The organism is Deltaproteobacteria bacterium, from assembly GCA_016218975.1.
In the GTDB taxonomy this organism is placed as follows: Bacteria; Desulfobacterota; Deferrimicrobia; order Deferrimicrobiales; family Deferrimicrobiaceae; genus JAENIX01.
The window spans coordinates 1-15736 of sequence record JACRCO010000038.1; the positions used below are offsets into that span (position 1 = coordinate 1).

Annotated in this window: 13 protein-coding genes; 1 reads left to right on the forward strand and 12 read right to left on the reverse strand. The window is 61.1% G+C overall.

Annotated elements, in window-relative coordinates; genetic code table 11:
- Positions 1-402 (reverse strand): multicopper oxidase domain-containing protein (locus HY896_05885; protein MBI5575877.1); only part of this gene is annotated, 402 nt, incomplete at its 3' end.
- A 272-nt stretch (positions 403-674) separates the two neighbouring features.
- On the opposite strand from HY896_05885, the gene HY896_05890 reads away from it, so the two are divergent.
- Positions 675-3878, forward strand: a complete 3204-nt coding sequence (locus HY896_05890) for a response regulator (protein ID MBI5575878.1) — start codon at positions 675-677, stop codon at positions 3876-3878.
- Positions 3879-3903: 25 nt separating this feature from the next.
- Here HY896_05890 and HY896_05895 read toward each other — a convergent pair whose 3' ends face one another.
- The 11 genes from HY896_05895 to HY896_05945 all read right to left on the reverse strand — a co-directional run.
- Positions 3904-5364, reverse strand: coding sequence for an NADH-quinone oxidoreductase subunit N (locus HY896_05895; GenBank protein MBI5575879.1), 1461 nt, complete (start codon positions 5362-5364; stop codon positions 3904-3906).
- A 55-nt stretch (positions 5365-5419) separates the two neighbouring features.
- Positions 5420-6982: an NADH-quinone oxidoreductase subunit M gene (locus HY896_05900; GenBank protein MBI5575880.1), complete on the reverse strand. Its 1563-nt coding sequence runs from the start codon at positions 6980-6982 to the stop codon at positions 5420-5422.
- A 40-nt stretch (positions 6983-7022) separates the two neighbouring features.
- The gene (gene nuoL / locus HY896_05905) at positions 7023-9065 is read right to left on the reverse strand and encodes an NADH-quinone oxidoreductase subunit L (protein ID MBI5575881.1); all 2043 of its coding nucleotides are present in this window, start codon (positions 9063-9065) and stop codon (positions 7023-7025) included.
- Positions 9059-9361 carry an NADH-quinone oxidoreductase subunit NuoK gene (gene nuoK, locus HY896_05910; GenBank protein ID MBI5575882.1) on the reverse strand — a complete coding sequence of 101 codons (303 nt, stop codon included), beginning with the start codon at positions 9359-9361 and terminating at the stop codon, positions 9059-9061. Before nuoK ends, nuoL begins: the two co-directional genes overlap by 7 nt.
- Positions 9362-9407: 46 nt before the next feature.
- The gene (locus HY896_05915) at positions 9408-9896 is read right to left on the reverse strand and encodes an NADH-quinone oxidoreductase subunit J (protein MBI5575883.1); all 489 of its coding nucleotides are present in this window, start codon (positions 9894-9896) and stop codon (positions 9408-9410) included.
- A 6-nt stretch (positions 9897-9902) separates the two neighbouring features.
- The gene (locus HY896_05920; protein ID MBI5575884.1) at positions 9903-10388 is read right to left on the reverse strand and encodes an NADH-quinone oxidoreductase subunit I; all 486 of its coding nucleotides are present in this window, start codon (positions 10386-10388) and stop codon (positions 9903-9905) included.
- 7 nt (positions 10389-10395) lie between these two features.
- Positions 10396-11502, reverse strand: a complete 1107-nt coding sequence (gene nuoH, locus HY896_05925) for an NADH-quinone oxidoreductase subunit NuoH (GenBank protein ID MBI5575885.1) — start codon at positions 11500-11502, stop codon at positions 10396-10398.
- Positions 11499-13082: a (2Fe-2S)-binding protein gene (locus HY896_05930; GenBank protein ID MBI5575886.1), complete on the reverse strand. Its 1584-nt coding sequence runs from the start codon at positions 13080-13082 to the stop codon at positions 11499-11501. The genes nuoH and HY896_05930 overlap by 4 nt, the downstream gene beginning before the upstream one ends.
- A 15-nt stretch (positions 13083-13097) precedes the next feature.
- Positions 13098-14372, reverse strand: a complete 1275-nt coding sequence (gene nuoF, locus HY896_05935) for an NADH-quinone oxidoreductase subunit NuoF (protein ID MBI5575887.1) — start codon at positions 14370-14372, stop codon at positions 13098-13100.
- A gap of 16 nt (positions 14373-14388) precedes the next feature.
- A complete protein-coding gene (gene nuoE / locus HY896_05940) occupies positions 14389-14862 on the reverse strand; it encodes an NADH-quinone oxidoreductase subunit NuoE (GenBank protein MBI5575888.1) in 474 nt (157 codons plus the stop codon).
- On the reverse strand, positions 14859-15736 hold an 878-nt coding region (locus HY896_05945; protein MBI5575889.1), incomplete at its 5' end, for an NADH-quinone oxidoreductase subunit D. The genes HY896_05945 and nuoE, both read right to left, overlap by 4 nt.

Below are 15736 nucleotides of genomic sequence, written 5' to 3' on the forward strand. Positions count from 1 at the left end.
GTTCGTCCCCGGGATGTCGAGCGAATTCGTGAAGCGTATCCGCAGCAAATCCCCCTGCCGGGCCCGGATCGTGGGGGCGGGATAAAAACCGTTGTACGTGAGGAGATTCGCCGTCGTGCCGTTAACGCCTGCAGGCGCTTTCCTGGCGTTGACCGCAACCTCGACGACGCCGGGAGTCGTGCTGATATTCGGCATCACGGGCGGATCCTGGAAAGAACTTCCCGGCGGTGGATCTATCGTACCGGTCCCGCAGCCGCCGCCCATTCCGCCGCCACCCATTCCTCCGCCCCCGCCCATCATTCCCGCGTATGACGGAGATGATTTCAGAGCCGCGCAAGCTCCGGCTAACGTCAGTGACGATACTTTCAGAAAATCTCTCCTGCTGATGCCGTTCCCGCCCATGACAAGCCTCCCGGTTGAAGAAATGGCGAATTTTTTTCGGACTTGAGATGCCCGTTCCGCAAAAAATTCCTCGCCGATCGGCAAGGAACGAAAGAAAATTTTCCTGTCGGAAACCGGCATTGAAAACCTGAAATGTCTTGCCGTTCCGGGAGATAAGCTGATGAATACGAGCTTTTTTCACTTATAACGCAAGAAACGATCGCTTTCTTCCGATATAAAGATCCGCGTTCATCATATTGGTTCCAACTACTGTTATAAGAAGAGATGTAACGATGGACGAAACAAGGAAAAAATCCATTATTCGCGCATGCAGCATGTTGCTGCTGGTTGCCATGGCAATTGCCGGCAACTACTTCAAGTTATCGTTGTTTTTCGGCTTCGATTTTCTTTTCGGCAGCATTTTCCTGATTATCATCCTGCAATTCTTTGGCGTCTCCTGGGGAGTGTTCGCAGCTCTCCTCGCCAGCGGCTGCACGTACCTGCACTGGTATCATCCTTACGGCATCGTAATTTTCTCCCTCGAAATTCTGGTCGTCGGTCTTCTGAACCGGGGGGAAAACAGGAATCTGGTGCTGCTGGACGGATTTTTCTGGCTTTGCATCGGCAGCCCGTTGAACTGGCTCCTGTATTTCATCTTCATGAAAGCCGGCTACCATGCGGCGTTGCTTGTTCTGCTGAAACAGAGCGTGAACGGAATTTTCAACACCCTGATCGCCTGCATCCTCCTGGATTACCTCCCCATACACGACTGGTTGGGGATTTCCGGTCCAAGGAAAACCGTCCCGATCCGGCAGGCCCTTTTTTCATTGATTCTTGCCGTGATCCTTCTTCCCGCCCTCGTAATCATGATCATAAACAGCAGAAAAGCGTTCGACGATATCGAGGGAAGGATTTCGCAAAAACTTAAAAATTCCACGGTCGAAGCGGCGCAGGTAACCGATTCGTTCATTCGAAGGCATATGGACGGGGTGGCTGCTCTTGCCGATTTTGCAGCCAAGGCCGGACCCGTGCCTTCAGCCGCCTTGCAGGAAAAAACCGGTTTCGTCAAAGGGATATACCCGGATTTTCACGCCATGTACGTCGCAAACAGGGAAGGGGTGACCGTCGCCTTTTATCCGGAGAAAAATGAAAAAGGCGAATCCACGTTAGGGCTCGATTTCTCCGACAGGCAATACTATCGGAAATTGAAAAACACTCTCCGGCCGGTGATGTCGGAAGTCTTCATTGGTCGGGGCGGGGTATTTCAGCCTATCGTCACACTGAGCGTCCCGATCGTCGAACGCGGCCGATTCAACGGTTTCGCCATCGGGGCCGTCGATCTGAACCACCTGAAAGGCGAGCTGGAGAGAATCATGGCCGCATGGGGGGTCCAGGCGACGCTATTGGATGAAAACGGCAAGGTCGTCGCCACCACCAAGGAATCCATCGCCCCCATGCAGACATGGGATTGGCGAAGCAACGGCGAGGTGCAGCCGCTGCATTCCGGCATCTACAAATGGATGCCTCCGGTCAATGCGGCAAAGTCGGCGTTCGACCGCTGGAAAAAATCATTCTATGTCATGGATTCCTCCGTAGGAAAAGACATTCCATGGAAAGTCGTTCTCGCCATTCCCATAGCCCCTTACCAGAAGGAACTCTTCGAAACTACCTATATCGACAGTTTTTCCTTCATGCTGGCGATCATCTTCATATCCATATTCTTTTCGGCGTACATGAGCCGCCGGCTGGTCCATCCCATAGAGCGATTGAAGAGTGTCACCACCGGCCTCCCGTCACGGATCGCTTCGCAGCAGACCATCGATTGGCCCGGTTCGGCCCTGTCCGAGATACATTCCCTTGTCGAAAATTTCAAGGTCATGACGGCCTCCCTGATGCAGAAATTCCGCGAGCTGAAGACGGCGAACGAATCCCTGCATGAGGAGATCGCCAACCACAAAAGCACCGAGGATTGCCTCGCAAGCGAAAAGGAGCTGCTGTCCGTCACCCTCCTGAGCATAGGGGACGGCGTCGTCAGCACCGATACGGACGGAAACGTAGTGCTGATAAACAAGTTGGCGGAGGATCTGCTGGGATGGACGCAAATCGAGGCTGCAGGGAAACCGCTTCCGGAAGTCTTGAGCACCATTGACGCAACGGGCTCCCGTAAAGAGATCGATCCGCTCGGGGATTCCTCTCCCCGGGGAAGCTGTCATGTAGTCCGTGACAACCTGTTGCTCGTATCCCGGGACGGATCGGAACACCTCGTTTCCTCGAGTTATGCGCCGATCCGGAGCCTGGATGGTAACGTAATCGGAGGGGTCCTGGTCTTCCGCGACAACACGGAGCGGAAAAAGATCGAGGAGAAATTGCAGAATGCCCAGAAACTGGAATCGATCGGCGTTCTCGCCGGGGGGATCGCGCACGATTTCAACAATCTGCTTTCGGCGATCCTCGGGAACCTCTCCCTGGCAAAGGCCCGGCGGGACGATTCCTCCTTCGACCGGCTGGCGGAAATCGAAAAAGCCTCCCTGCGGGCAAGGGATCTGACCCGGCAACTGTTGACGTTTTCCAAGGGAGGAGCGCCCGTCAGGAAAACCGCCTCGATCGTCGAATTGATCCGGCAATCGGCTGTCTTCGTCACACGAGGTTCGAACGTCCTCTGCAAGTTCCATTTCGCCGAAGACCTTCAACCGGTCGACGTCGACGAAGGGCAGATGAGCCAGGCGATAAACAACCTTGTCATCAATGCGGTGCAGGCGATGCCTGACGGGGGGGTCATCCGGATAACCGCGCAAAATGTCCATGCGGACCCGGCATTGAACAGCGCAGGCCTCCATGGAAATATCGTCAAGGTATCAATCCGGGATGAAGGCCACGGCATCCCGCCGGAGAACCTTTCCAGGATTTTCGATCCCTACTTCACCACCAAAGAGCACGGAAGCGGGCTGGGGCTCGCGACCGTCTATTCGATCGTCAGGCGTCATGACGGCCAGGTCGAAGTGGACTCGGGGCCCGGCTCGGGGACCACGTTCCATCTCTACCTGCCGGCTTCGGAAAAAAAACCGGAGGAGGCCGATCCCGCCCCGGCGCCTTCTCCGGCCGGAACCGGGCACATTCTTGTGATGGACGACGAGGAATTCATCCGGATGGTGGCGACGGACATGCTGTCCCATCTGGGATACGACGTGACCTGCGCCCGGGACGGTGTGGAAGCGATCGAGCTTTACAGGAAATCGATGGCGGCGGGGGGACCCTTCGACGCCGTGATCATGGACCTGACGGTGCCCGGCGGCATGGGAGGCAAGGAGACGATCCGGATCCTGAGGAACATCGATCCCGGCGTCGTGGCGATCGTTTCAAGCGGCTACTCGAACGACCCGATCCTGTCGGAGCCTGACCGGTACGGATTTACCGGAATCGTAACGAAGCCCTACACGCTGGATACTCTGAACGACGCCGTATTTCGCGCCGTCAACGGAAAAAGGAAGAGCGCCTGAGCCCGCTTGGGCGCCCGATCGCGGATCACATCAGAAGGGAGAGGACGGAGCGCTCGGCGAACTCCAGCACCGAGTGCGGGAGGATCCCGAGCAGGAGAACCATCACTGCGGAAGCGCAGAGGGCGAGCGAGAAGGCGATCCGCGGAGGACGGGGCTGAGGCACCTCCCCGTTCGCGGGCATGAAGTACATGTAGACGACCAGCCGCAGGTAGTAATAAATGGAAGCGGCGCTGTTCAGCACGCCGATGACGGCCAGCCAGATGTAACCGTTCTTTATCGCGGCGCTGAAGAGGTAGAACTTCCCGACGAAGCCGGCAGTCGGAGGGATGCCGCCCAGCGACACGAGGAACAGGGTGAGAAGCCCCGCGAGCGCCGGGTACTTGAACCCAATTCCGGCAAGGTTGGAGATGTCGTACCCCTCGTCCTCCTTCTGCGCGATGAGCATCACCACGCCGAAGGCGCCGATATTCATGAAGGCGTACACCAGCAGGTAGAAGAGGGAAGCCTGCCCGCCCAGCACGTCGCCCGAGACCATCCCGACGAGTATGTATCCCGCGTGCGCGATCGAGGAGTAGGCCAACATCCGCTTCACGTTGTTCTGCACGAGCGCCGAGAGGTTCCCTACCGTCATCGTCAGCACGGAGAGGACCCAGAGGACCTTCCACAGGACCGGCTGCAGTCCCCCGGACGTCAGCAGCAGGACGCGGATCAGCGCGGCGAACGCCGCCGCCTTGACCGCGGCGGACATGAAGGCCGTGACCACCGTGGGCGCCCCTTCGTATGCGTCCGGGGTCCACATGTGGAACGGCACCAGCGACACCTTGAAGGCGAAGCCGACCAGCAGGAGGCCGACACCCGCCAGGAAGACCGGGTTCGCCGCGATCCGCGCGTCGTAGAGAATCGACGCGAGCTGCGGGATCTTCGTGGTGCCCGCCACGGAGTACATCAGCGCGATCCCGTAGAGAAGGAACCCGGAGGCGAACGCCCCAAGGAGGAAGTATTTCAGCGCCCCTTCGAGCGAGGACATACGGTGCCGGTGGAACCCGACCAGGACGTAGATCGGAATGGAAAGCGTCTCCAGGCCCAGGAAGACCGTCATGAGGTCGGTCCCCTTCGCCATGAACATCATCCCCGAAGTTGAGAGCAGCATCAACGAGTAGAACTCGCCCTTGTGGGTTCCCTCCCACTCGGAGTAGCCCGTCGCCATGAGGAGCGTCAGCGCGCATGCCGACAGTATGACGATCTCGAAGAAGGCCCCCAGCCCGTCGTGGACAACCGCTCCGGAGAACCCGCTTATCTTCCCCGTACCCATCGCGAAGACCGAGAAGAGGGAAAGGGCTACGCCGATAATGCTCACGCCGCACAGGATCCGCCGGTTCTCCTCGGGCAGTATGAGGTCGACGAACAGAACGAAGAGAGCCGTCGCCACGACGAGCATCTCTGGAAGGATGCTGTAGAGGCCCTGCATCATCGCGGAAGCATCCATGACGATCGGGGTCATCTAGTGTCCCTTCCCGCAAATAAACTGAAGCACCGAGTCCTCATTTCTTCACGTCGAAGTAGCGGGCGAGCAGGGTCTCCCCCGCCGGCCGTTCCACGAGGGCCGCCTGCCGTTTCGTCTCGATCCTCGTCACGACCGCCGAAACCGATGCGTCCATCTTCCGCAGGAACGTCCGGGGGTAGATCCCGATCCAGAAGATCATGACGATCAAGGGGAGCATGTAGGCGATCTCACGGGGTTTCAGGTCCGGGAGGCGCAGGTTCTTCTCGTTGGTGATCTTTCCGTACATCACCCGCTGGAACATCCAGAGCATGTAGACCGCGGAGAGTATCACGCCCGTCGCGGCGAAAACCACGTACCACCTGGCCGTCTTGAACGCCCCCACCATGATGAGGAACTCGCCAACGAACCCGTTGGTCCCCGGCAGGCCGATCGAGGAAAGCGTCACGACCATGAAGACGGCGGCGTACAGGGGAAGGACCTTGGAAAGCCCCCCGAACTCCTCGATGAGACGGGTGTGCCTGCGTTCGTAGATGATGCCGACGATGAGGAAAAGGGCCCCGGTGGAAACCCCGTGGTTGATCATCTGGAGTATGGCGCCCTCGATCCCCTGGATATTGAAGGCGAACAGCCCGAGCATGACGAAGCCGAGGTGGGATACCGATGAGTAGGCGACGAGTTTCTTCATATCCTTCTGGACCATGGCTACCAGCGCGCCGTAAATGATGCCGACAACCGCCAGCGTCAGCACCAGCGGCATCAGGTCGAACGCGGCCACCGGGAAGAGCGGCATTGCGAAGCGCAGGAACCCGTACGTTCCCATCTTCAGGAGGACGGCCGCCAGGATGACCGAGCCCGCCGTCGGCGCGTCAACGTGGGCGTCGGGAAGCCACGTGTGGAATGGAAACATCGGGACCTTGAAGGCGAACGCCAGCGCGAAAGCGGAAAACATCCAGAACTGGAGTTTCACCGGGATGACGAGCTCGTACATGCTGAGAAGGTTCGTGGTGTAGACGCCGGTCACCGCGTGGTGGTGGAAATAGAGCGCGATGATCGCGACGAGCATCAGCACGGAGCCGGCGAAAGTGTATATGAAGAACTTTATCGCCGAATAGATGCGCCGCTCGCTCCCCCACACGCCGATGAGGAAGTACATCGGTATGAGGACCAGTTCCCAGAAGATGTAGAAGAGGAACAGGTCGACCGCCAGGAACACCCCCACCATCCCGACTTCCAGGATCAGCATGAAGATCATGAATTCCTTCACGTGCTTCTCCACCGCTTCGTAGGTGGAGAGGACCGCGATGGGCATCAGGAAGGTGGTGAGAATCACCAGCCACAGGGAGATCCCGTCGATGCCCACGTGGTACTCGATCCCGTAGCCGGGGATCCAGGGATACCGCTGGACAAACTGCATCGCCGCCGTTCCGCCGTCGAAGCCAAGGACCACCGGCAGCGAGAGGAGGAACTCCACTATCGTCACGAGAAGGGTGACGCTCCGGATCAGGCGGGCGTTCTCCCGCGGCAGGAAGAAGAGCAGCAGCGCCCCGGCCAGCGGGAGGAAGATCAGCACCGTCAATATGTTCGGCATCAATTTTTCCATGTGTCTCTTTTTGCTCCCGCCCCGCCCTTTCCTTCCCGCCCTACCTTGTGAGAATGTAACCGACGATGAGGACCGCGCCGAGGAGCAGCGAGAAGGCGTAGCTCCCCACAACTCCGGTCTGGACCCGCCTTAAGCCGTCGCCGATACCGCGCACCGCAGAAGCGATCCCGTTGACCATGCCGTCGATGAAGGCGGCATCGAACGCCTCCCACAGCACGATCGAGCCGTTCACGATCCTGCGGACAATGAGGAAATCGTAGATCTCGTCCACGAAATACTTGTTATAGACCGCCTTGTAGAGCCCGGGGACGGCCTCCGCAATCTTCCCGGGTTTGTCAGTACGCACACGGTAGAGGAAATACGCCAGCCCGATCCCGCACAATGCCACCGCCACAGAGCCGGCCATCAGCCCGAGCTCCAGCGTGACCGGATGGTGCGCCGCCCCGTGTCCGGCCGAAGCTCCGTGGGAAAAGACCGGCGCCAGCCAGTGCTCGAAGTGGTTGTGCCCTTTCAGCACCTCCGGGATGCCGATCCACCCGCCGACGACCGAAAGGACGGCCAGCAGCATCAACGGCACCGTCATCGACCAGGGGGATTCGTGGACGTGCTTTTCCACATGAGGATCCATCCGCGATTCGCCGAAGAAGGTCATGAACACCAGGCGGAACATGTAGAATGCGGTGACGCCCGCCGCGAGCGCGGCGACGGCCCACAGCGCCACGTGCCCGTGCCCGGAGGAGTACGCCTTCCAGAGGATTTCGTCCTTCGAGAAGAAGCCGGACAGCCCCGGGATTCCCGCGATCGCGAGCGTAGCGATGAACATCGTAGTGAAGGTGATCGGAAGATGTTTTTTCAGGCTCCCCATCTTCCGCATGTCCTGCTCGCCCGACAGGGCGTGGATCACCGAGCCCGACCCCAGGAAGAGGAGCGCCTTGAAGAAGGCGTGCGTCATGAGGTGGAAGATCCCCGCCGTGAAAGCACCCACGCCGCACGCGAGGAACATGTACCCGAGTTGTGAGACGGTCGAGTAGGCGAGCACCCGCTTGATGTCATTCTGCGTGATGCCGATCGTCGCGGAGAAGATGGCCGTCGCCGCCCCCACCACCGCCACCACCCCCATCGAGAAGGGCGAAAGCAGGTAGAGCGCGTTGGAGCGCGCCACCATGTAGACGCCGGCCGTGACCATGGTCGCCGCGTGGATGAGGGCGGATACGGGCGTGGGGCCCTCCATTGCGTCGGGAAGCCAGGTGTAGAGAGGGATCTGCGCCGACTTGCCGGTGGCGCCTACGAAGAGCAGGAGCGTGATCGCCGTCGCGATCTCCGTCGTCAGGACCCCGCTGGCCGAAAGGGCCGGGATCTTCTCGAAGACCTCGGTGTAATTTATCGTGCCGAACGTCCAGAAGATGAGGAACATGCCCAGCATGAACCCGAAGTCGCCCACCCTGTTCACGATGAACGCCTTTTTCCCCGCGTCGGATGCGCTCTTCTTCTCGTACCAGTAGCCGATCAACAGGTACGAGCAGAGGCCCACCCCTTCCCATCCGACGAACATGACGAGGTAGTTGCTGCCGAGCACGAGGGTGAGCATCGCGAAGGTGAAAAGGTTCAGGTAGACGAAGTAGCGCGCAAACGCCTTCTCGTGGGACATGTATCCGACGGAGTAGACATGTATGAGAAAGCCCACGCCGGTGACCACGAGGATCATCACCGAGGAAAGGGGATCGAGCTGAAGGGCGGCGGCGGCGTTGAATCCTCCCGCCTGGATCCACGGGAAGAGGACCTGGATGAAGGTACGGTCGTGCGGGGCCCGCGCGGCGAGCTCGATGACCGACAGGAGCGACACGACGAAGGCCGCTCCCACCACAGCCGGGCCGATGAAGCCGACCAGCTTCCGGTACGCGGGCGGGGCGTGATGGCCTCCGTGGGAATCGCCATGGCCATGCCCGTGGGACTCTACATCATGCGCAGCCTCGGCAAGGAGGAGCGGTCTTTCGCTGAACAGCGCGATCGCCCCGTTCAGGATGACCCCCAGGAGGGGGAAGGCCGGGACCAGCCAGATATAATCGAGGATGCCGTTCACCATTTCAGCACGCTCAGTTCCGTGACGTCGATCGTTTCCTTCAGCCTGTAAATCGCGATGAGGATCGCGAGCCCCACCGCCGCCTCGGCGGCGGCCACGGTCATGACCATGAACGCGAAGATCGAGCCGGTGGGATCGCCCAGGTGCGATCCGACGGCGATGAACGCCACGTTGACGGCGTTCAGCATGATTTCGACGCTCATCAGTATGATGAGCGCGTTCTTGCGCGCCACCACGCCGGCCACGCCGATCCCGAACAGGATCCCGGAGAGCAGCAGGTACGCGGCCGGATCCATCATCCCGATATCTCCCGTGCGCACGTTTTCATGGCTTCCCGCATGACTCTCATATTTTCTTCTTCGCAAGCGCTATCGCCCCGATCACTGCCGCCAGCAGCAGCACCGAGGTGATCTCGAATGCGAGCAGGTAGTCGGTGAACAACGCCCTTCCCACCGCCTGGACGGAACCGGCGTCCGCCGTCGACCCGGAAGGAATCGCCAACCGCCGCGCCAGTACGGCCGATTCCAGGATAAGGAGCCCGGCCGCCACGACCCCCAGCAATCTCAAGCCCGTCACCCGCTCCACGGGGAGTTTATTCTCCGGGACGTTTATCAGCATGATGACGAAGATGAACAGGACCACCACCGCCCCGGCATACACGATGACCTGGATCGCCGCCAGGAAGTGGGCCTGCCGCAGGACGAATAGCGCCGCCACGGCGAACAGCGTCAGGATGAGGTAGAGCGCCGAGGACATCGGGTGCCTTCGCGTCACCACCATGATCGACCCGCCCACGGCGATCGCCCCGAATATGATGAACAGGATCGGTTCCATCTCCCCTTACTTCTCCAGCAGCCGGTCGACCGTGAATATGAGCTTTTCCCGGGTGATGTCCGGCGGTGTATGCCACCCGGTGTCCATCCGGATCGCGTCGCACGGGCACGCCTCGACGCACTGGCCGCAGAAGATGCAGCGAAGCATGTCGATATCGAACCGCACCGGGTACTTCTCCACTCCCGGGTCGGGGGACTCTCCCGCAACGATGGTGATGCACTTCGCCGGGCAGGCGGTCGCGCACATGTAGCAGGCGACGCAGCGCGGCGCCCCGTTGGGCCGCTTCATCAGCCGGTGGCATCCCCGGAACCTCGGCGGCATCGCCCTGCGCACCTCGGGGTACTCGATCGTAGGGATCTCCTTGTTGTGCGCGGCGTTGTGCAGGAAATGCCCCATCGTCACCGCAAGGCCCTTCACGATCTCGAGCAGGTAGAGGCTCTCCCCGAAGGACATCTTCTCGGGCCGCGCCACTTTTTTCACGCCGATCGTCATGTTCTCTTTAGAAACCGCCTTTATCGATCAGGAGCAGCACCAGCCCCGTCACGAAGATGTTCAGCAGCGAAAGCGGGAGCATCACTTTCCATCCCAGGCGCATCACCTGGTCGTACCGGAACCGGGGGATCGTCCACCGGACCCACACGAAGAGCCAGCAGAAGAAGAACGTCTTCGCCACGAACGCCGCGATCCTTAAGACCAGCACGGCCGCGGCCGGCAACGCGAAGGAAGCGCCGCCGGGGAAGACGAAGCCGGTGTCCGCGAGGTACGGAACCTGCCAGCCGCCGAAGAAGAGCGTCGCGACGACCGCCGAGCCCACGACCAGGTGGATGTACTCCGCCATCATGAACATGGAAAACTTGAAGGAGCCGTACTCGGTGTGGTAGCCGGCGACGAGCTCCGACTCCCCTTCGGGAAGGTCGAACGGAGTCCGGTTCGCTTCCGCGTACATGGCGGTGATGAACAGGATGAACCCGAGAGGCTGGACGAAGACCCCCCACTTCGGCACTATCCCGAAGAGGAGCTCCCCCTGCCCGCGCGCGATCTCGGAGAGCTGGACGGACTGGAACACCATGAGGATCCCCATGATGGAGAGACCGATGGACACTTCGTAAGAGAGCATCTGCGACGCGGAGCGCAACCCCCCGAGGAGCGGGTACTTGCTGTTGGAGGCCCAGCCGCCGAGTACGATGCCGTAGACTCCCAGCCCGGAGATCGCGAACAGGTAGAGGATTCCCACGTTCAGGTCGGCTATCTGGAGCGCTATCTGCTTTCCGCCGATCGTAACGGGAGGGCCGAACGGGACGACCGCCATCGTCAGGATCGCCGGGGCAAGGGCGAACATCGGCGCTATCTGGTAGAAGAGCCGGTTCGACGTGTCCGGTATGAAGTCTTCCTTGAACAGGAACTTCAGCGCGTCGGCAAGGGGATGGAACATGCCGAAAAGCGTGACGCCGAGGATGCGCGCACGGTTGGGGCCCCGCCGGTCCTGCATGTAGGCGGCCCCTTTCCGTTCCACCCACGTCATGACCACGACGAGCCCCAGGACGAATGCGAAGAAGACGGACACCCGTCCGACAGCCACCGCGATGTCGAAGAGCTGGGGATTCATTTACGCCCTTCCGCAACGACCTGTCCCTCGGAACCGAGGGATTCGTAGCTCATTCCCGCAAACGGCGCCGACGAAGCCGCCAGCGCCCGGAACACGGAGGCCTCGCCGTCGAATTTCCAGTCCGCGCCCATCCGGTTCGCAAGCCCGGCGAGGATCTCAATCTCGTTCATCGCCTTTCCCCTGGGCGGGAAACCCTGGCTGAACCGCTGCACACGGCCCGTGAAGTTGGTGAACGTTCCGCCCCGCTCGGCGAAGGAGGCCGACGGAAGGACCGCGTTCGCCACGCGGGAGACGACTCCCTCGTTCGTTCCGACCTGGGCGACGAACGGTACGTTCGAAAGGAGCGCCTCGACTTGCGAGTCCGGGAAATCGGAAAGTTCGCTCCCGAAAACAAGGAGCGCCCGGATCTTGCGGTCCGAGATCGCCTTGACGACGCGGCCGAAGCCCTCTTCGGTGATACCGAGGAGCTGTGCCCCCGTCGAGTTGGGGTTCTTGTCCCCCTTGATGAGGAAATCGTCGGAGGTGCGGTCGCCCGGCGTACGCGAGGTAAACCCTATGTTCTCCGTCTTCAGGACCTCGGCCGCCAGCTTCTTCGCAAGGAACAGCTCCTCGTTGGAGGACCGGGGAGAGGCGATGACCGCCACCGCATCCGGCCCTTCGTTATCGGCTATATCGCGGAGCCTCAAGGCCGTCGTGGAGAGTACCCCTTCCCATGCGGCGGCGGCAGCCTTCCCGTTCTCCCGGAGGACGGGGACGAGCAGCCTCGCCTCGTTCGCTTTCCTGTATTCGAGCCGGCCGAAGTCGCACATCCAGGTCTGGTTGACCGCGTCGTTGCGGCGGGGCTTCAGCCGGTACAGGATGTCGCCCTTGAAGTCCGCAAGGACGTTGCAGCCGTTCGCGCATCCGGTGCAGACGGAATCGAAGGAGGAAAGGAACCACACCCGGCACTTGAAACGGAAGTCCTTGTTCGTCAGCGCTCCCACGGGGCAGATGTCGGCCAGGTTCCCGGTGTAGTAGTTGTCCAGTTTCCGCCCGGGGAATATGGAGATCTCGGAGTGATCCCCCCGCTGGAAGAACTCCATCTCGCACGTTTTCGACACTTCCCGCAGGAACCGGATGCAGCGGGAGCAAAGGATGCACCGCTCGGCGTCCAGGACGATCATGCCGCCGATGTCCTGCACCTTCTTCTTGCGGACCTTGTCCTCGAGATCGTACCGGCTCTTGTGGAGCCCGTATTTCATGTAATAGTTCTGGAGACCGCACTCCCCCGCCTGGTCGCAGATGGGGCAGTCGACCGGGTGGTGGATCAGCATCAGCTCGAGAACGCCGGTCACCGCTTTGCGGATCTTCTCCGTGTCCGTCCGGACCACCATCCCCTCGGTCACCACGGTGTTGCAGGCGATCTGCAGTTTCGGGAACTTCTCCACTTCCACGAGGCACATCCGGCAGTTCCCGGCGATGGAGAGCTTCGGATGGTAGCAGTAGTGGGGAATCTCGACCCCGATCCGGATAGCGGCGGCAAGGATCGTCGTCCCGTCCGGAACGGTTGCAGAAATCCCGTTTATGGTGAACGTCGGCATGGGTCCCTTTACACGCTAAAATTTATTCCCGTACGGGCATTTCTTTTCCTTGATGTGCCGCTCGAACTCCTCGCGGAACTTCCAGATGAACGACTGGGCAGGCATCGCCGCCGCGTCGGCAAGGGGGCAGATCGTCCTGCCCATCATGTTGTCGCAGAGGTCGAGCACCAGCTCGATGTCCCCCTCGCGCCCCTGCCCGTTCTCGATCCTTCTCATGATCTTCGCCAGCCAGCCGGTCCCCTCGCGGCACGGCGTGCACTGCCCGCACGACTCGTGCGCGTAGAAGTTCTCGAGAACCATGAGGGCGCGGACCATGCATGTTCCCTCGGGAATCACGATGACCCCGCCCGATCCCGCCATCGTTCCGATCTTCGCCATCGACTCGATGTCGAACGTCACGTCGATTTCGTCGGGGCGCAGAACCGGGGTGGAGGAGCCGCCGGGGATCACCGCCTTCAGTTCCTTCCCGTCCTTGATCCCGCCGGCGTGGACGTAAATGACGTCCTTCAGGTTCACCCCGGCAGAAAGCTCGTATACCCCGGGCCGGTTCACGGCGCCGGAAACCCCGATAAGGCGCGTACCGCCGTTCTTCTCCACCCCCAGGGCGGCGAACTTTTCCCCGCCGTTGGTGACGATCCACGGCACATCGGCGATCGTCTCGACGTTGTTGACGATCGTGGGGAGGCCGAACGCGCCGACGGACGCCGGGAAGGGAGGCTTGATCCGCGGCCAGCCGCGCTTCCCTTCGAGGGAGTTGATGAGGGAGGTTTCCTCGCCGCATATGTAGGCGCCCGCGCCCCGGTGAACGGTGACGTCGATGTCGAATCCCGAGCCCAGGATGTTTTTCCCCAGGAATCCCTTGGCGTACGCTTCGGCGATAGCTTCCTCGAGGACCTTCGCCTCGCGGACGAACTCGCCGCGGATGTAGATGTAGCTCATGTGGATCGTCATCGCGTACGAAGCGATTGCGATCCCCTCCAGGAGCTGGTGCGGCGTCCTGCGCATGATCTCCCGGTCCTTGAAAGTGCCCGGCTCCCCTTCGTCCGCGTTGATCACCAGCACCCGCGGGCGGGACATGTCCTTCGGGAGGAACCCCCACTTGACGCCCGCAGGGAAACCCGCGCCGCCTCGGCCCCGCAGGTTCGCCTTCTTCACCTCGTCGACGATCTGCTGCTTTTCCATTCCGAGCGCCTTGCGGAGCGCCTGGTACCCGCCCAGTTCCACGTAGGTGTCCACGTGGCGGTAACGCTCGTTCGCCCAATGGGTGGAAAGGACCGTTTCCATAGTCATCCGCTCTGCGCCAAGGTCACGGGAGCCGGTCGAGGAGGGCGTCGATCTTCTCCTCGGTCAGGTTCTCGTGGTAGTCGTCGTTTACCTGCATCACGGGGGCCGTCCCGCAGCTTCCCAGGCACTCCGCCGTGGAGAGGGTGAACTTCCCGTCCGGCGTCGTCTCCCCGGGTTTAACCCCCAGCTTCTTCGACAAGTGCCCGATCAGGTGCTCCGCTCCCAGGAGGGAGCAGGAGATGTTGCGGCAGATCTGCACGTGGTACTTTCCGACCGGCTTCCGGTTGTACATCGTGTAAAAAGTCGCCACGCCTTCGATCCGCGCCGGGGTGAATCCCAGGAGACCGGCCACGTAGACGACCGCCTCGTCCGAGACGTGCCCGAACTCACGCTGGGCGATGTGGAGGGTCGGCAGGATCGCCGCCTCCTTGTCCGGATACCGCGCCAGGAGGGCCTCGAATTCCCTGCGTCCGTTTTCGGAGAAGACCACGCTCACCGGTCGAGCTCCCCCGCGATGATGTTGACGCTTCCGAGTACCGCGATAAGGTCGGCGAGCATCTGCCCCTCGCACAGAAGCGGCATCCCCTGGAACATGTTGAAGCAGGGGGGCCGGACCTTTATCTTGTAAGGCCCGCCGCCGCCCTTGCTCACGATGTAATACCCCAGCTCGCCGTTGGCCGCCTCGGTGGCGGAATAGACCTCGCCGGCGGGGACCTGTATCCCCTCGAAGATGTTCTTGAAGTGCTGCATCAGCCCTTCGATCGTCGTGTAGACCAGCGTCTTGTCGGGCAGCAGGTAGCGGGTGTCGTCGACGTTGATCGGTCCGCCCGGGAGCTGGTCGAGCGCCTGCTCTATGATCCGCACCGACTGGCGCATCTCCTCCATCCGCACCATGTACCGGTCGCAGGTATCGCCTTGCTCCCCGATGGGGATGTCGAAATCGAACCGGTCGTAGACCAGGTAAGGCTGGTCCTTCCGCAGGTCGAGGGGGACCCCCGCCGCCCGCAGGCACGGCCCCGTGAAGCCCATGGCGACCGCGTCCTTCTTCGAGATCGGGCCCACGCCCATGGTCCTGTCGATGAAGATCCGGTTCTTCGTGAGCAGGGCGTTCACGTCCTTGATCGCAGGCAGGAAGGAGTTCTTGCAGACGTTCCGGCAGGTCTCCACCCACCCTTCCGGCAGGTCCCATTGCATGCCGCCGATCCGGGTGTACCCGGTCGTTAACCGCGTGCCCGTCAGCGGCTCGATCAGCTTCATGTAGGCCTCTTCGCGCGGCTTCCAGAAATACCAGAAGTTCGTGAGCGCCCCGAGGTCGACCATGTTCGTGCCTATGCACACCATGTGGTCGATGATCCGGGAGATTTCGCAGA